Raw genomic sequence first — 16,941 nt, 5'->3', positions numbered from 1 at the left:
ATGGATATGTCTGCTGGTTTAGTTCATGTTGTCGAAAGCTTCCTGGACTTCCTTCGCCAGTTCTTCAGGCGTACCGTGTTTTACCGTCAAAGCCTGAAGTCCGTTTTGAAGCACGTCGACGACCTGGGTCGGAATGACACTGTCGAATACCGGCGCCGTGCCGTTGCCCGTCAATTCCAGCATTTCTTTCAGATATTTGCTCGCGTCTTCCGGCACGTCCACCTTCGCAGGCACAACGACGCCGTTACGAATCAATTCTTTATACAAGTCTTCGCTCACGAAGAACTTCAAAAACTCTTCGGCAGCTGCCCGTTTTTTCTCGTCCAGTCCGCTCTTGATGGAAATCCCGTATTGTACGACGCCCGCACTCTTGGCCGGTTCGCCTTTGCCGCCTTCCACGCTAGGGAACAGGGCAATACCGAACTTATCCCCTTCGTCGTTATTGATCCGAACCCGGCCGTCAACGGTAGAGGAGGAGATGTGCATTGCCGCTTTGCCTTGGATAAAATAATCTTGACCCTGCACGGAGTCCATGTTATTGGCATCGGTATTGAATGCGCCCAGTTTGGTCAACTCGTCGATGACCGACAGCGCTTTGACGAATTCCGGATCCGTGAATTTCGCTTTCTTCTCCAGGACGGCCGGAAGGAAATCACTACCCGTAAACCGGTCCCCGATGATCGAAATATAGGAAGATTGCAGCGGCCATTGCTCCTTGTTGCCGAGAGAAATCGGGGTGATGCCAGCCTCTTTCAGCTTTTTGACCGCGTCGATGAATTTGTCGTAAGTGTCCGGGAAAGTATCGTAGCCTACTTGCGCAAACATTTCTTTGTTGTAGTAAATAATATCGACGAAAGTTTGCTTGGTCGGCACTGCATATTGTTTGCCGTCGACGTTAAATCCGGCCAGCGCGCTCTCCGGCAAAATAGAAGTCCAGTTTTCCATCAGGTCGTTGATCGGCTCCAGCAGGTTTCCGGCGACTAGCGGATCCAGGTCCGCGCCGGGCCATACCACGTTGATATCCGAAAGGTTATTCCCCGCAGCGAGCGTACGGAGCTTCGTTTTGTATTGGGCGGCAGGTACGCCGTCCTGCTTGATCACAATGTTCGGATGCTGCTTTTCGAATTCGGCGATCCGCGCCTTGTACACTTCGTTATCGACGTTCGGCGACGTCCAAGGATGCATCATGTTCAATGTGATGGTCTCCGTTTCCGAGCCGCCGCCATTAGAGGAAGCATTGTCGCCTTTGCCGCATGCTGCCGTGAAAATCGCCAGCAACGCGACCAGTCCGAGAAGTACCGCCTTTTTGCCTTTGTTTGTTTTGTTCATAACCAACCCTCTTTTCTTCATAATGAAATTCGGTTAAAAACCTAACAAATCATGATCTGTTTATTATCTTGATTCGTTATGTTCCTATTATAAATGGTCTTTTGTTCACCCTATATCCCATGAATCTTTGATTATATCCAAAAAATTAAGATGAATGTGGTCATTTGTGCAAGTTCGGGATAATATTTTGAGATTATGCGTTATATAATGTAACACATAATGTAATAAACATGAAAGCGATCTTCGTTATCGTAAGCGTTTTCAAATTGTTTTCAGGAATAACCGCTTGCCGCGGCCGTTCCTGCTTGCTTTTCTCTTAGTTTGCCGGCTCGTTAAGAATATAATCCACAATTTCCTCAAGCGGCACCGTCGCCAGGGCGATCGCCGTATCGGTAACCCCGTAATAGATATAGAGCAAGCCGTCCTTCACTACGTTCCCCGTCGGGAAAATCACGTTAGGAATTTGGAAACCGAACTTTTCGTAGTACGTCTCCGGCTCCATGATGAAGTTCCGCGTCCGTGCAATGATTTTTTCCGGATTATCCAGATCCAGCAGCATCGCTCCCACGCGATACACGACTTCGTCATCCACGCCGTGATACAGCACCAGCCATCCGCGATCCGTCTTCACCGGCGGCGTCGACCCGCCGATCTTGCGCGACTCCCAGTCCGGGTTTTCGCCTTTGGCGAGCAGCTTCGGCTCTTCCCAATGAATGAGGTCGTCGGAATAGGTGATCCACATGCCCGCTTTCTCCGTACCGTACGCTTCACCCACGTATTCCTCCGGCCGGCGCAGCAGCACGTATTTGCCGTTTATTTTTTCAGGGAACAAAATGTTGTCCCGGTCGTTGATTTCCAGCGGCGTCGTGTCGGTCAGGAACTCCCAGTCCACCAGGTTTTTGGAGGTGAGAATCGAAGAACGGGTCAGCCAATGGCCTTCCTGCTCGCCCCAGCCGTCCGGATATTCCGGAATCGAACGCTCCGGCACGCCTCGGCCGGTCGGATAGTAACTCATGGCGCAAGGACGCAGCGCATAGTTCAGATAAAACGTATCGTCGATCTTGACGATGCGCGGATCCTGCACGCTACCGTAGGGGAAGCCGAGCATGTCCGGCGTAACGATCGGCTCGTCCTTCACATGCGTGAAATGCACGCCGTCTTCGCTTTCCAGCAAGCCGAGAAAGTTTTTGCACGGGGTCAGCGATCCGGCCGTCCGCTCAATCATGTAGAACTTTCCGTTATCAATAATGACCGCAGGGTTGAAAACGGTTACCTTTCTCCATTCGTAACCCCCCGGTACCACAATCGGATTGTCCGGATGTCTCTCAATCTTCATCTGTATGCCTCCTCATGTAAACCTTAAAAGTTCTATAGGCCCAACCGTTGCGGCACCCGACGGAAAGCTCGGTTATCGGCACCGCGAGAGTTTGAGCAATGTCTTATAGGGTTATTATAGAACGCTTTCTTGATGCAAAATATCCTGTGAATCTTAGAAAACATCTGAATAATAGGGCTGGTTTTTGTGCGTGCGAAATCCGCGTGATAGAGGCAACGGAAAGCGGGAAGACGAGGGAGAAGTTTGGCAGAGAGAAACCGACGGCGGCTCAAGCCTGGCGCAGCGCGCTGGGGAGATGAAGGGATTGAAATGGCTGATGCGATGGGACGCTTGGAGATGAAGTGAGGAATTAGATGAAGCGAACGGAGGTTTGGTGATGAAGTGATAAAAATGGAGTTGTTGGGAGATTGAGAGAGCAAGCCATACTAACTTTAAAATGAGATAGACGAGGAGTCGGAGCGAGCGTTTGGCACAGGAGAAGAGATGCAAAGATCCGTGGCAGAAAATTGCTTGTAGGGCAGGCACGTCGGTGGCTCCGAAGCAAGTTTGAGCATGCGCAAATATGTACCGAGCAACCTAACCCTTATTACAAACAGACCCAACTCTTGGAGCGTAGAAGTAACTTTTTGTACCTTAATCGACTTTATTGACTTAATCGACTTTATCGACCTTAAGTAACCTTAGCGCCTCCGTCACTTCCAGCTCAAACCGAAATATATACCGCGAATGAACGCTGACAGCGAACCTGTTTTTAGTAATCTTCTAATCTTATTTCAGCCGGCAAGCAACCGGCAAGTTGCAACCTGCTGTTTAAGTCCCCTTTCGTTCCTCGCGACAAGTCACATCGATATACCGCACGGATCACGGCGGGCGCGTCACACTACAGTCACGCCGGTCAGGTCGGTCACCGGTCACTCGGGTCACTCCAGTTACTTCGGTCACTTCGGTCACTTCGGTATGCCGATTACTCGGGTCACTCCGTTCTAACGGACACAGGAGACCTTAATCGGGCGAAAAACGGGTCTTTGACCGGCTAACGGACACAGGAGCCGTTAATTCCCGTTTTTCGCGGAAAAAAGGGGCATTGCGCCCAGTTAAGGGCTCTGGTGTCCGTTAGAATTCTAAACCGGCGAATTTTCCGAGTTTAACGGCTCTCATGTCCGTTAGAAATCGGAACAGCCGGGACGAGAGGCCATGTACCATCCCATCCCGGCCATCCGACGGTGCATATACCGTAAACGCGACAAGTCACATCGATACACCACACGGATCACGACGGTAACGCTACACTACAGTCACTACAGTCAGATCGGTCACCAGTCTTGGGTCACTCCAGTCACTCCAGTCACTCCAGTCACTCCAGTTACTCCAGTTACTCCGGTCACGCCAGTCACTACAGTCAGATCGGTCACTCCGTTCTAACGGACACAGGAGACCTTAATCGGGCGAAAAACGGGTCTTTAACCGGCTAACGGACACAGGAGCCGTTAAATCCTGTTTTTCGCGGAAAAACAGGGGTATCGCGCCCAGTTAAGGGCTCTGGTGTCCGTTTGAATTCTAAACCGGCGAATTTTCCGAGTTTAACGGCTCTCATGTCCGTTAGAAATCGGAACAGCCGGGATGAGGGGCAATGTGCCATCCCATCCCGGCTGTCCGTCCGATGCATAACCGTAAAACTATGCGTCATAGTTTACGATATAGTTTTGCAGCTCGGTGTTATAGTAGCCGACGCTGTATTCGATGATATTCCCTTGTTCATCGCGCGAGTAACGACTGCGCTTTAGCAGGGGCGCTCCTTCGGATAAGCCCAGGATTTCCGCGGCTTCGCGGGAAGCGGCCGCCACGCCGAACTCGTCCCGGAGCTTGTCGAGGGACAGGCCCTGCTCTTCGAGCAGTTCATATAGCGATTGATCGCTCAGATCGGACAGTGTCAGACCTTCTTCCAGATCGCTACTCACGAAATGCACATAGTAGATGTACGGGGCGTCGTCCAGATAGTAAACGCGCTCCAGCTTCAGGCAATTCTCGCCGAACAGCCGATGCGGTTCGGTACCCGGCACGTTCTGCCCGGTCTCCGCCCGCAGCCATTGCTTCTTGATCCGGTGGCCGGACTCCACCAGAATCTCCGTGAAATGCTTCCACTTCGACAGCTTGGAAGCCGCTTTGTTCCGGATCACCTTGGTGCCCTTGCCGCTGCCTTTTTCCAGATAGCCTTCCTGCACGAGCTCCTGGATGGCGCCGCGAACGGTAATTTTGCTGACGGCGAATTCCCTTTCCAAAAGGGGCTCCGACGGAATGTTGCTTCCTAATGGATATACGCCGTGCAAAATCCGGTCCTTCAAAATTTGTTTGATCTGCAAATATAACGGCCGGTCTTTTCGGGACAAGCTCACTTTAAATTCCACTACCTTTCCACATCGCCTATCGAGCTTTCCATGGCCCGGACAACGTCCGCTTCCGAGGCCATCGGCGTATCGCCGGCCACCGTATGGGCCAGCATGCCCGCCACCGCCGCGAAATTCACGGTCCGCTCCGGCTCGAATTGCTCCAGTTCCCCATGAATAATGCCGCTGGCGAAGGCATCGCCTGCCCCTATTCTATCATAGACGGAAAATCTCAGTCTCTCCGAAAAAGTAAAGCATCCTTCCTTAAACAAAAAGCCGCGCAGGGAGTGGGAGTTGTCGCCATGGATATCCCTGTGCGTCCCGGCAATCGCCTTAATGCCATACTTGGCTGCAACAGCCGGAATCAATTCGGCCAGCCGTTCCTCCCGCCCTTCTTCGGTGGTGCCCATTCCCAGGGTGAGCATGGCGTCCTTTTCGTTCATAAACACGATGTCCGCAAGCCGGAGCATCTCTTCATAATGCGGTTTGGCCGCGCTATGCCCCTTTTCTCCCCAGAGGGAAGGACGGAAGTTGCAGTCGAAAATGACTTTGCCTCCCCGACCCTTGACGGCTTTGGCCAGGTTTACCATATGGCCGCGGACCCCGTCGTTCATCGCGAGCGTAATGCCGCAGAAATGGACCGCATCGACCGCCGCCGCAATACGTTCAAAATCGTACGTGCCCTCCGGTGCCGTATTGAAACTGCTTTCCAGCCGGTTGGTATACGTTACCCGGCTTGGCCGGGCCCCGAAGCCGTTCTCCAAAAAATACAGTCCCAAGTAGTTTCCGCCGCGGAGAACGAGATCCGTTTCAATGCCCAGCTTCCGCAAATACGCGGCAGCCGCGTCGCCTAGCGGACCCAGAGGCAACCGGGTTACCAATAACCCCGTGTGCCCGAAGCGCGCCAGCGCCGAAGCGACATTGACGCCGGTTCCCGAGAAAGAATAATTCAAGGTGCTGGCCTGCGTCAGCAGATCGTAACCCGGAACCTGCAGCCGCATCATGACTTCGCCAAAAGCCGCGATGGTCTTAGGCATACGTATCCGCCAGCTTTTTCATGATGCCGAGCAAGTCCCGCACATCCTGAATATTTGTATTGCCGGATTCCTTATCGATGATGGAAGAATAAACGTGAGGGATGACTTGCTGCACTCCCGCCTCCAGGGCGATGCGCAAAATCGGCTCGAAATTGTCCATGTCGATGCCGCCCGTCGGCTCCAGCGCGAAGCCCGCTTCGGCGCATGCCGTCGCAACGGCGCGGTATTCATCCTCCCGGCTAAGGCCCTGCATCGGAAAATATTTCAGCGCATTCCCGCCCATGTCGCGCACAAGCGCAATCGCCGACGCCACCGGCACGATCGCTGCCTCGCTTTGCGCCGCACTGATTGGCCCCGTGGAGATGTTCACGTATCCAACGCGGCCCGTCGGGGACACCAGGCTGTTGATCCAGCTGTCCTTGTCGCCGAGATTGGCGCGCGTCGCTCCCACAGCCGGGAACACCTGGTTGATATGGCTGCCCGGATAATGCTTCGCGATCTCGGCCACCACCGCGGCCTGACGGTTGTCGCCGGCGCCAAGCCCGATTGACACCGCTTCGTCGATTTCCTTGCCATAGGCTTTCATGGCGGTAACGGCTTCCTCCACCGTCAGATAAGCTTTGGACAGAACGCCTACCAAGACATGTCCCTCCGCCGCTTCAAATACTTCCTTGGCATTGTTAATATCCTTCGCCAACACGTTTAAGGCAACGCGCCCTTTATAAAAACGCTTTTCAATTTGTGACATGTTATTTTCCCCCCGTCAATAATTTCCGCAATTGAGCCTCGATCACCTGAATGTCGTCCCCAAGCAGCGGACGCGGGTCGATGTCGAAATAGCCTTGACGAACCCCGTAGTCCCGCGTATAAATCGCGATTTCGCCGTGCTGGAGTCCCGCCGCGACCTCCTTGGCGGTCGTTCCCGCCTGCTGCGGATCGATATGAATGCGCCCCCGATAGATCGCGCGGCCCGCTTCGTCCTGAACGATCGTCACCTTCACGCCGGGAATGTCGTTCAGCGGGGACAGCGCTTCGAGGGAGGCTTTTTCCTGCTCGCTCTTGTCTACTTTGACCAGATACTCGTCGAGTGCCTGAAGCAGGCCGAAGCTCGTTTCCTTGCCTACCTTCATGCTTCTGCCGATGGCGTGCAATTGGACCTTCAGCCAATCGATATACGTACGTTTCCCCGCTACGATTCCGGATGTCGGACCTTCTATCGCTTTGGAACCGCTGTAGATCGCGAGATCCGAACAGGTCACGTATTTGTGCAGATCCTCTTCGGCCGCCGCGTCCACGATTAACGGGATCCCGTTCTTCTGCGCGACGTCCCAGGCCTCCTCGACGGAAATCATGTTCTTCTGAACCGCATGATGCGATTTTACGTACAAAATCGCCGCCGTTCTCTCCGAGATAGCGTCCTCGATATGCTCCGCCCGGCCTTCATTGGCGTAGCCGACTTCCAGCAGCCGCCCGCCGCCCAAATAGACCATCGTTTCGACCGGCGCGCCGTACTGCACGTTATGACCCTTCAAAATGATGATCTCATTGCGGTGAATGATCTCTTGATGCAGACGTTCGCTGAGCCGCCGGTTCCCCCGCGTCACTACAGCCGCAACGGACAAAGCAATTCCGCTGGAAGCGGAGTTGACGATGACGGCCGCTTCGGAACCAAGCGCCCCCGCGATATGATCGCCCGCTTTGTCGACCAGATCGGCGATTTCGACGTAGCTCTGTCCGCCCTGCTTCATCGCCTCCATCACCGTATCGCTCGGCGCGGACACGCCCAAAATGCTCATGCGCCCGCTGGCATTGATCACGCGCTTAAGCCCGTATTTCGCATTCAATGAGTTCCCCATTTACCACAACTCCTTTTGCTTGAATGAATTGCTCCGCTACCCGCCGTTCTCCTTCCGAATCCGTCAGCTCAGCAGAACTGTTCTCCAGACTGAAAAGCGTCAAATTAGCGCTATCCCCTACCTGAATGCGTCCCAGTTCTGGCTTGCCCAGCCAGGCCGCCGCATGGGTGGTCACCATGGCGACGATCTCTTCGAGGGAATACCCGAGAATAAGGAACTTGGACAGCACGTTCGCCATGCTGTATACCGGTCCGTCCAGCCGGTTGCCGCGGTAAATATCGGTGCTGATCGTATCCGGCGCGATGCCTTGGCGTTTGGCCGCCTCGGCCACCCGGAACGAAAAGCTTGCCGTACCGTGCCCCACGTCCAGGTGAACGCCCCGCGCCACCGCATCGGTAAGCACCTGGAGCGGACGTCCTTCGGCATCGAATAAGTTGTTCGGTTTTCCGTTAAGATAGTGCGTTATGATATCTTTTCGCGCCAAAAGCGGAATTACCTCCCGGATATCCGGCGGCGCCGAACCGATATGAACCATCAGCGGCAACCCCGTCTCTTTGGACAGCTCCCTTGCCACGCGAAGCGGCTCGATTCCGCTCTCGCCGACCACGCTTCGGCTGATGCGCGCTTTTAAGCCGACGATGGAATCGCCGAATTTGGCGATGGCATGTTTGGCCCGTTCCCGGTCAATCCACGCCATTTGCGACAATTCGTCGATGCGAATCAAGCCGATGCGCGAAATGTTCAGAAATGCCAGCACGTTAGTCTTGGCTTGTTCCCCGCTTCGGATCAGATCCGCGATCCGGTCCGCTCCGCAGCTTCCGGCATCGACGATCGTAGTGACGCCCTGCCGGACGCCAATCTCATCGATCTCGTCCCCGTAAGGATGGAACTCCGGAAACGCATGGACATGCATATCGATCCAGCCGCTGGACACATATGTGCCGCTGCCGTCGTATACCTGCGAAGCGACTCCCTCTCCGGGCGCCGTGATCGCTGCGATGAGGCCGTTCTCGATCACGATATCGATCTCTTCCCCGCTCACGCGCTTGACGCGGCGAAGGACAAATGATTCTTTCATGATCTCACCCTTCTCAATATAACGTTATAATGTTTACATTAACACTTTCATTATGATAAGTAAATATAACGTTATAATGTTTGTGAATTTGAATGAACTAAGTCAAGACTGCTTAGTAGCGGCGGATTCCGGCTCGATTTCAAGCTCGAACCCGATTTCAAACATACGCTTCCATGGAAAATGGAGCCGTTGCAGCCGGATCCGTCCTTCCGAAATGCCCTCGAAATATTGTTTGGCGGCACGGTTCATTTTTTCTTCTAAAATTCCTTGTACTTCGTCCAGACAGTGTCCGATCACATAATAGCTCGCGTCCAGTCCGGGCAAATCGTTCTTCAGCATATCCTGACGGACCAGAGATTGATAAATGAAATCCTCAACCAGGCGTTCATAGTAAAATTTCCGGCTCTCTCGGACAATATCGGAAAAAGTTGCTTCGTCCTGACGCTCCAGATAATACGAAACAATTACGAAATGGGCGATCACCGTGCCGAGCGCATTTCCCGACGTATTCCAGCCGGCATAAGCGGTCAGGCGATCCAGCAGTCCTTTTTGCTTCAAGAGATTCATCAGCACCGGATCTCCGCCATTGCACGTCGCCACGTCGCCCAAGGCGACATGCTTGCCTTTGCGCAAATAGGCATCCATCGCTTCGACAATCTCACGGTAATGGATCTCGGAAAAATAGGAACGGTGCCGCTCCTGGAACGGAATCTGCTCCGCCATGCCCGCCTGATCGACGGCCGGGGAATGCACGATTAGCACCAGCGGAGTATCGCCGGAATGGTCCGCCAGCACGGCCCCCGACGCGGTCAAATGGGATTTGATGCTTTCGTTCAAGCTGCGGTCCTCATACTTCGGCTTGATCAGCGGCCCTTTGGTCGAAGAATACCGCACGAAAATCTCGGGTTTATACTGTTTCAGTCCGCAAAAAATATGCGCGAACATCGTGCAGCCGATCTCGTCGGCGCCGGGATAGATCATCACGCGGTCCATGATGCCCAGTTCCTCGACCCGGCCTATCATCATTTGCTGCTCTTTCGGCGAAAATCCGTACTCCGAGTTGTCGTCGAGCGGAATGACCAGGTGGTCGATAATCCCTTCCTTCGCCAGCATCAAATTATAATGATTCAACAACTGATTGACTCCACGGCGCCCGACGAAATCGTCCAGGTAAACCTCCGGAATCAGCGTTTTTAACTCCTCCAGCTCCTGACTCTCCTCATCGCTCAACCGGTCGCGTTCCGCTTTGTCGGTCAGATAGCTGTATTTGAAAATCTGGCCGCCATGAAATTTATAGTAATCGGGCTCTTCCTCGTCCTTATTGTTGTTCGGTACCCGCATGATCAGGTTGAACGCGTGAATCCGGATGCCCGGATGGCGCTCCTTGATTTCGGCCAGCACGGACAAGCGTTCCAGGCATTCCTCAAACGTCAGATGATGCAAGCGGGACGGCACGATGCCGCCGTAAACCAACAAATCGATGGATACCAGCAAATAGTCCGCTCCCTCGGCTTCGTTCAAAAGCCACTCCCGAACCGCCGCCGTGTCGGCCGGCTGTTTTTTGCGGCCCAGAAGTCGGATGTCGGGCACGGCGAGTTCCAGATCGGTCATTTCGGCGAGCCGCTGCGGAAAAAGGTAATTACAGGGCCTTTCGTCAAGCGGCAAGTAGACCACTTTTGACATGATAGATTGCTCTCTCCCTCCGGTATGGTTGTTAAGCGCTTTCAATAATATCCATGCACTTATTGTAATCTTAGCTCTCTCCGAGTGAAAGAAATATCCCATGAAATTACGATAATATCCGAAAAAAACAGATCGGGGCGCCATCAAAGCACTCCCCGATCCCATGCCTCCAGCACGAGAATGTCCTGCAATTGCGGCGGATCCGGCCAATGAATATACTGCTCTCGTTCCAGCGCCCGCAGCCCCTCGAGAATGTCCTCTTTTTTTCTGCCGGTCATGCGCGTAAGTTCTCCCATCATCGGCATCCGCCGCCGCTGGGTGGAGAAGTTGAACAAAATCCGAAGCAGCTTGCGCTCGAGATCAGGAAGCATGGCTGCCACGGCCTTTCACGGGTACGAATGCCAGAATATTGGACTTGCGGAAAGCCCTTGGCTCCCCGGTTTTCAGGCAGGTGGCCCGCACCAGGTCCCCCTTTACGGCGTGCACTTCGATCCGCCGCTGCGATACTCGCCCCGTTCGGTCGATGTAAATGATCTCGAGCGTTTTTCCGATGTATTTTTCCACCAACACCATCTCCAAATAAGAACATTTGTTTGTATTATATGCGAACATTCGTTCTTTATTCAACAAGAAAAATTTCCGTTTTCCGGGCATGGATGGAAGCCGAAGCTAGTTTGACAGGGATAGGAATGAAGGTGGATGGAATTCCTTTTCAATGAGGTCGTTTAAAAGAGGGGATAATAACTTAAGTTATATATATGCTGTTCCAAAGAATATAAACTGCGCGGATCTAGGCAGGACGATCTGATTTTATTCAAAACTTACAGCAAAAAAATCCGGGTGCGACCGTGATCCATACTTTTTCCAAAGTCGCCCCGTCGTTAAAAGTTCCCGTTCATTTTATTTTCTTCAGAAAGGGGTCGATCCTAAATGTGGAGACCGAGAGACCGTTACCGGAGTTGGGGAAAAGGCGTGCTGTGGATCAGCGCGTTCGCCATCCTGCTCGCCTGCGGATATGTGATATATACTTTATTTTCAGTGTATTGGGGAAAGTAGGCTCGGGATTCCGTGATTTTTCGCTGCCGCGTAATCGGGTTCAGCGCCGACTCATCGTCCCTTGAGCACTTTTCTGCGATCCGAGTCAGGATGTCATCAGCGTGGTTAAAATATTTTTTTGCAGCCGGTTGAATGCAATGGCCGCTTCCTCGCGGGTTAGAGGCGCTCCCGGACGCGTGCCGTCAAACAAGCCTCCGGCTTTGGCCTCGGCCCAGTCTTTGGCCGCCCATTCGCTGACCCGGTGAATATCCCGTTCCGTCATGTTATTTTCCTCCTCTCCATGTTGATTGGCCGGGTTGAGAAAGTTCGTCTTCAGGTCGTCCAAGCTCCCCTTGTACTCGTTCAAATCGACGTTTCCCGCGATTCCGGCAACCTTCCCGCTGTCGCTGTACTGCCAGAAATCCCATCTTTTCCAGGCGGGCACGTCGTAAGGAGCATTGGAACTGTATCGCGCAATCCAGAGCGGATATCGGCCCAACGAAGGTTCGAATTGCTGCGCGAATGCATTTCCCGTATAGATGATCGGGACGCTTCCGGTCAGTTTCTGGATCTCTTTCAGGAAGGCTTCCGCCACCGCATTGATCTGGGCTTTGCCGAGTCCTGCCGGATTATTTTCGTAATCCATGACGGGCGGCAGATCGAATTGAATGCCTGAAGCCTGGATGATATTCGCAAAATGCCGCGCCTGTTGTTTGGCCGATTCCGGCGTGTCCGCATCCAAGAAGTGATACGCGCCGATCAAGAGGCCGGCGGCCTTGGCGCCGGAGGCGTTTACTTTAAACTGCGGGTCCACCCAAGTCGTTCCTTGCGTCGCTTTGATAAAAGCAAAAGATATCCCGTCCGCCTTCACTTTGGACCAGTTGATGCCGCCCTGCCAGCGGGATACGTCGATCCCCTTTGCGTTACGGCTGTTTCGTGCCTGCATCCTCATTTTCCTCCTCGCTATCTCCGCTTTTCGATTGAAAAATCTTCACCGCGTTCCGCAGCACCCCCGGCATCGGGATGCCCATCCGCCCGACGTTTTCAATAATGGACAAAAGCTCCGTCGCCAGATAAAAAAAGATTACCGCATCCCGGATGTAATGCCCTTCCCCCAAAATCCCGTCGATCAGATGCGCGATCGAGACCAGAATAAAAATCGTGACCTTGCGGATAATCCCTTCATGCCCGATCCGACTGCGCAGCTCGCCGTTCATCCACGCCGCCACCCACCCGGTAACCCAGTCCGCAATCACGAAAACGAGCAGCACCTGGAGGAGGATGGAAAAACCGCCTACCGCGTAGCCCAGCACCGCCCCGAAAATAGAGGCCGTGTTTGTGATGATGTGATTGATTTGATCATTCATGTCGGTTGCCTCCTTGTTGATATTTGGTAAGAAAAATGCCCCCGGGTTCGGGGGCATAAAAAAAGACAATTCTATTAAAGATATTTTTATTTATAGTACTATCATTTTCTTCGGGCTTCTTCTAGGAATGCTATGCTACTTAACTTGTCATTCTCAACATGAAGTCCTTAATTCCCCCAATAGAAAGTACCATTCATTTTTGCTAAGTTTTGTGAAATTGTTAACGAGCTACTATTTTCTGCATCGATGCCTATTGTTATCGGTATTGTACCGACAAGTTAATATACGCTTTACGTAACTTTCCACTTTGTGAATCATTGAAGTATGAAGCTCTCTGATCCTGTGTAGCCGCGCAAAATTTTGGCAAAGATTATCAATGGTTCTGGCAAAAATAGACTTGGCTTATTAGCATATAAAATGACCGAAAGAAATGCTTTTTATGGTGCTGTTTCGCTTTCAACTTCCTTCAAGTTGTACAATTTAGGCTCCTGTTCTACTGTATAGGTTGTTCTCGATGCCAGTCTGTTTTAACGCGTCCACCTCAACACTCAACGGCTTCCTGTGTCATAAAGGTTCTACTATTGGCATAACTAACCATCCTAATTTCCAAATACAATGTATTTACTTACAGTTACGGAGGCTCCGTAACTGGAGTTACTATTAACCTTAAGAGCAAAAGACAACGAATTCGCTCCAAAATTAACAGTTTCAATATTAAACGATGAATTGTCACGGTTAGGTTCTCTCATGTCGTCCAGGATACTACTACCAATAACGAGTGTTCCATCAACGTTGTACGCAATTAAATGACCATATGTGTGCACATCTATCGGGCCGGGAACAGAATATAGCCTAATAAATCCAAACAAAATTAATACCTTGGGCGTAAATGATAAGTTTGTTATAGTCCCAGTAGGTGGATTACTAACGTGACCGCTAATAGCGGGTGAAAAACTTCCGGAAGCCACCTTTATCCCCGTCATGATTTGTCCAATCTTATCAGCTAACTGCGAAAATGTATCGCTGCCTGATGCCGCTACCCCCTTGCCAGTAATGGCGGCAGCGACCGAAGTCTTCCCGTTACCGACATTTGTAAAAAGCTCGTTGATTGCGGCGACTGTGTTGCCTTTAGCCGTTGTGAGTAAACTCGAGAGCGTACCGACGGCATTATCAACGGTGCTTTTTAAAGCGATGTCGTCCGATGCGGCCGGGGCTGCGACCTTGGCCCGTCCTGATGTATCTTTGACGATCAGACGATTAATCGTCAATGCGTCTAACTCCTGCAAGGTTATTCCTTTTGTCATGAAGTTCATCTCCCTTCTTATGGTGTAGCAATGAGCATTGTTAACTCAGCGATTGCTTGTTTGTTTTCGATGTCTGCTTGTTCTAAACCATCACATTTGCTACTAGCGTATTTTCAGGCATAGGCGGCTCCGGTAACGCTTCGTAATTGTACCAAAGTTCCTTTGTTTCGATATGCACCATTAGCACAGGATACATGCCTTCTACTTCAGGCAAACTCTCCACATAAAAAACCGCCATCTTCCAATTGTTCTGGGAATGGGTTTGTAATGATCACCCAAACTTTGTGTACCTTATCATCTACTTTTTCTGTAATGATATAAACCATAAATATAATCCTCTTTAACCATAGAACATATTACCAACCATTAATATATATCCGCGTCTATTGGATTCAGGATCACCGCTATTAAGACTTACGTTAAATAGAAATGTAAGGGTTTTTGTAATATCTAAATTAGCTGGAATTGTGCTATAGCCTGCCGCTCCAGAATTATTGACGAATAATACTCTCCTGTTATATAAGTCTATGTTGAAGTATTTGATCGATACTGAAGCAGTATCCGTATTCATTATCATGTGAGAGTACGTACCATCCGATATGACTAGATATACATATGAATTTATTTCATGATACATTAGCAAACCATTGGCCATGGTTGAATTAAAACTTATAAAACTAACGCCAGCAGGAATAGTAATTATGCTTTCTAGGTATGGGCGTTGTCCCGATCTAGAGAAATTAATAGTGGATGATCCTGATAAGCTAGGTACTACCGTACCATCTACACCCCCGATATTAACCCCAGTTTTCACATTTCCCGCGACCAGGTTCGCAAACTGCGCTGTGATCTTCCCAGTACCGTCATGGAACCCTGCGGGGATCGTAAACTGCTGACTTTGCGCCGTTAGTGTGGCCGATTTGCTTCCCTGGTTTGCCATCATACCAGTTACTCCAGCTATGGTCGTATCGTTCAATACCTTCGCCGCCGGAACGCTAACTTGCGCCACCTTCGCCCCTTTGAATGCTCCGTCTGGGATAGCCACTGCTGCCGTGCCGCTTGGAATGATGATTGCTCCTCCTCGGTCTGCCATCGTCCCCGTAAATGGACCGTTTATATTGGATGCCGTTTTATTCGCCAACAAATCCGCAGCCGTCGCATTCCCAGTCGCCCGAATGATCGCCGACATCTTTGGTATAAGCTGCGCCCATGTCTCGCTAGTGGATGCCGAAACCCCCAAGGCAACAAGCGCGGCAACCACTTCCTCTTTACGCTCATTGCCAGCTTGAAAAGCCTCTTCTAACTGCCGCTGCAGTCCATTCACCCGATTAATAGGGACGCTATCTACAGCCAGCACAGCACCGTTAATCGCTCCGTCTTCACCTAGCGGTACATTCTTCAGAACGACCATCGTCACTTCCGAAGTGGCTGCAACGCCTGAGATCAGCGTGATTTTTGCTCGCTGGGTCACTTCTCCGGCCCCGTTACGGACAGTATTGGTAACTGTATACTGAGTCGGATCCAGTGCTGCGCGGTTAATCGCTACCAGTAGCGTATCTGTGTTAGCGTCAAACAGATCCAGTGGAATTTCAAATACGGTCTGGTTATCGACAGTTGCTGTAACTTTCAGCGGGTAGCTGACCAGCTTCGGGATTCCTGTTTCCGTGACCAGGTTGATCTGCTGATCCGTGTAGGACTTGGCTTCCAAGGCGACGTCCTTGACTGCTTTCGGGGTTGCAGCTTTGTCTTCGGCGCTGCTGTCCGTGGCGCTGGAGAGTTGGACTTTGCCCTTGACCGTAAGCGAAGCATCCGGGATATCCATATTCCCCACCGCCGCATCAATCTTATCCCAGTTGTCGTTCAGCATCGTCCTGATATTAAACGTATCGTTTCCGTCCGTGACGGGGTCTTTTTTCAATAAGTTAAGGTTAGGTGTATTACTAGCCAAGGTGACCACCTCCTGCAAATTTGGATAAAGGAATCTGCTCCATGTCCCGGAGCGATAAAACGCCGTGGAGATGCTTGATCAGCAAGTAGCTGAATTCGTACTCCACCGCCAAATGCGCCGGTTTGATCTCTTCGATGACCGCTTTCAGGTCGTCCAGATTCGGCGGAACGCCGATCGTATCGACGAACTTGATCGTGAAGCTCCATTCGGCGGGTTGAAAATTTACATCGACGGTGCCTCCGTCGTACGCTTCGGCGACATTCTTGACGAGTCGTCCCGAGAATTGGCCAGCCCCGCGGAGTTTGGATTCGACCAGAGCGCGGCGTTGCTCCAGCGGCTTATTCTGATCGGTCGTGATCCCAAGTTCGGATTCCCACTGATCCAATCCCCAAGTCGCCGTCCGGACGAAAAACTGATCCAGCGTCTCGTTAAGCGCACCGTAAAACGCATCCAACTCCGCACCCTTGGCGGCCATATCATATTGCATAACCCGAGAATTTTCATAGAATCCGGGCAAATAGGAAAACATTTCGCGTCCGATCGGACTTTCCATGTCATATAAACCCGTTTTTGCCGCAATCGGA

Annotated in this window: 16 protein-coding genes; 1 reads left to right on the top strand and 15 read right to left on the bottom strand. The window is 51.7% G+C overall.

Annotated elements, in window-relative coordinates:
- Nucleotides 1-18: 18 nt before the first annotated feature.
- From ACLB09_RS00750 to ACLB09_RS00705, 10 genes are all read right to left on the bottom strand, one after another.
- Nucleotides 19-1,329: an extracellular solute-binding protein gene (locus ACLB09_RS00750; protein WP_410767839.1), complete on the bottom strand. Its 1,311-nt coding sequence runs from the start codon at nucleotides 1,327-1,329 to the stop codon at nucleotides 19-21.
- A 316-nt stretch (nucleotides 1,330-1,645) separates the two neighbouring features.
- Complete coding sequence (locus ACLB09_RS00745) at nucleotides 1,646-2,665, bottom strand: glycoside hydrolase family 130 protein (RefSeq protein ID WP_410767838.1); 1,020 nt, start codon at nucleotides 2,663-2,665, stop codon at nucleotides 1,646-1,648.
- Nucleotides 2,666-4,341: 1,676 nt separating this feature from the next.
- Nucleotides 4,342-5,070, bottom strand: coding sequence for a GntR family transcriptional regulator (locus ACLB09_RS00740; RefSeq protein WP_410767837.1), 729 nt, complete (start codon nucleotides 5,068-5,070; stop codon nucleotides 4,342-4,344).
- Entirely contained in the window at nucleotides 5,070-6,086 is a 1,017-nt protein-coding gene (locus tag ACLB09_RS00735) for a sugar kinase (RefSeq protein WP_410767836.1), read from the bottom strand. The genes ACLB09_RS00740 and ACLB09_RS00735 overlap by 1 nt, the downstream gene beginning before the upstream one ends.
- Nucleotides 6,079-6,834 (bottom strand): 2-dehydro-3-deoxy-phosphogluconate aldolase, encoded by a 756-nt coding sequence (dagF, locus tag ACLB09_RS00730; RefSeq protein WP_410767835.1) that lies wholly within the window; start codon nucleotides 6,832-6,834, stop codon nucleotides 6,079-6,081. The genes ACLB09_RS00735 and dagF overlap by 8 nt, the downstream gene beginning before the upstream one ends.
- A gap of 1 nt (nucleotide 6,835) precedes the next feature.
- The gene (locus ACLB09_RS00725) at nucleotides 6,836-7,942 is read right to left on the bottom strand and encodes a DgaE family pyridoxal phosphate-dependent ammonia lyase (protein ID WP_410767834.1); all 1,107 of its coding nucleotides are present in this window, start codon (nucleotides 7,940-7,942) and stop codon (nucleotides 6,836-6,838) included.
- Nucleotides 7,908-9,020 (bottom strand): amidohydrolase/deacetylase family metallohydrolase, encoded by a 1,113-nt coding sequence (locus ACLB09_RS00720; RefSeq protein WP_410767833.1) that lies wholly within the window; start codon nucleotides 9,018-9,020, stop codon nucleotides 7,908-7,910. Before ACLB09_RS00720 ends, ACLB09_RS00725 begins: the two co-directional genes overlap by 35 nt.
- Nucleotides 9,021-9,122: 102 nt before the next feature.
- Nucleotides 9,123-10,703 carry a DUF4127 family protein gene (locus tag ACLB09_RS00715; protein ID WP_410767832.1) on the bottom strand — a complete coding sequence of 527 codons (1,581 nt, stop codon included), beginning with the start codon at nucleotides 10,701-10,703 and terminating at the stop codon, nucleotides 9,123-9,125.
- A gap of 143 nt (nucleotides 10,704-10,846) precedes the next feature.
- Nucleotides 10,847-11,074 (bottom strand): hypothetical protein, encoded by a 228-nt coding sequence (locus ACLB09_RS00710; protein ID WP_410767831.1) that lies wholly within the window; start codon nucleotides 11,072-11,074, stop codon nucleotides 10,847-10,849.
- Nucleotides 11,064-11,270 (bottom strand): hypothetical protein, encoded by a 207-nt coding sequence (locus ACLB09_RS00705; RefSeq protein WP_410767830.1) that lies wholly within the window; start codon nucleotides 11,268-11,270, stop codon nucleotides 11,064-11,066. Before ACLB09_RS00705 ends, ACLB09_RS00710 begins: the two co-directional genes overlap by 11 nt.
- Nucleotides 11,271-11,633: 363 nt before the next feature.
- On the opposite strand from ACLB09_RS00705, the gene ACLB09_RS00700 reads away from it, so the two are divergent.
- The gene (locus ACLB09_RS00700; RefSeq protein WP_410767829.1) at nucleotides 11,634-11,759 is read left to right on the top strand and encodes a hypothetical protein; all 126 of its coding nucleotides are present in this window, start codon (nucleotides 11,634-11,636) and stop codon (nucleotides 11,757-11,759) included.
- An 85-nt stretch (nucleotides 11,760-11,844) separates the two neighbouring features.
- Here ACLB09_RS00700 and ACLB09_RS00695 read toward each other — a convergent pair whose 3' ends face one another.
- The 5 genes from ACLB09_RS00695 to ACLB09_RS00675 all read right to left on the bottom strand — a co-directional run bounded on the left by ACLB09_RS00695 (nucleotide 11,845) and on the right by ACLB09_RS00675 (nucleotide 16,910).
- The gene (locus tag ACLB09_RS00695) at nucleotides 11,845-12,684 is read right to left on the bottom strand and encodes a glycoside hydrolase family 25 protein (protein WP_410767828.1); all 840 of its coding nucleotides are present in this window, start codon (nucleotides 12,682-12,684) and stop codon (nucleotides 11,845-11,847) included.
- Nucleotides 12,662-13,105 (bottom strand): phage holin family protein, encoded by a 444-nt coding sequence (locus tag ACLB09_RS00690; RefSeq protein ID WP_410767827.1) that lies wholly within the window; start codon nucleotides 13,103-13,105, stop codon nucleotides 12,662-12,664. Before ACLB09_RS00690 ends, ACLB09_RS00695 begins: the two co-directional genes overlap by 23 nt.
- Before the next feature lie 599 nt (nucleotides 13,106-13,704).
- Nucleotides 13,705-14,409: a hypothetical protein gene (locus ACLB09_RS00685; protein ID WP_410767826.1), complete on the bottom strand. Its 705-nt coding sequence runs from the start codon at nucleotides 14,407-14,409 to the stop codon at nucleotides 13,705-13,707.
- A gap of 340 nt (nucleotides 14,410-14,749) precedes the next feature.
- Nucleotides 14,750-16,357 carry a phage tail protein gene (locus tag ACLB09_RS00680; protein WP_410767825.1) on the bottom strand — a complete coding sequence of 536 codons (1,608 nt, stop codon included), beginning with the start codon at nucleotides 16,355-16,357 and terminating at the stop codon, nucleotides 14,750-14,752.
- Nucleotides 16,350-16,910, bottom strand: a complete 561-nt coding sequence (locus tag ACLB09_RS00675; protein WP_410768966.1) for a YmfQ family protein — start codon at nucleotides 16,908-16,910, stop codon at nucleotides 16,350-16,352. Before ACLB09_RS00675 ends, ACLB09_RS00680 begins: the two co-directional genes overlap by 8 nt.
- Nucleotides 16,911-16,941: the final 31 nt, after the last annotated feature.

Origin of the sequence: Fontibacillus forbon, assembly GCF_046559655.1 — a bacterium.
Taxonomy (GTDB): Bacteria; Bacillota; Bacilli; order Paenibacillales; family Paenibacillaceae; genus Fontibacillus.
The sequence above is the reverse complement of the archived record's forward strand: the minus strand, read 5'-3'. Positions and strand labels throughout refer to the sequence as shown.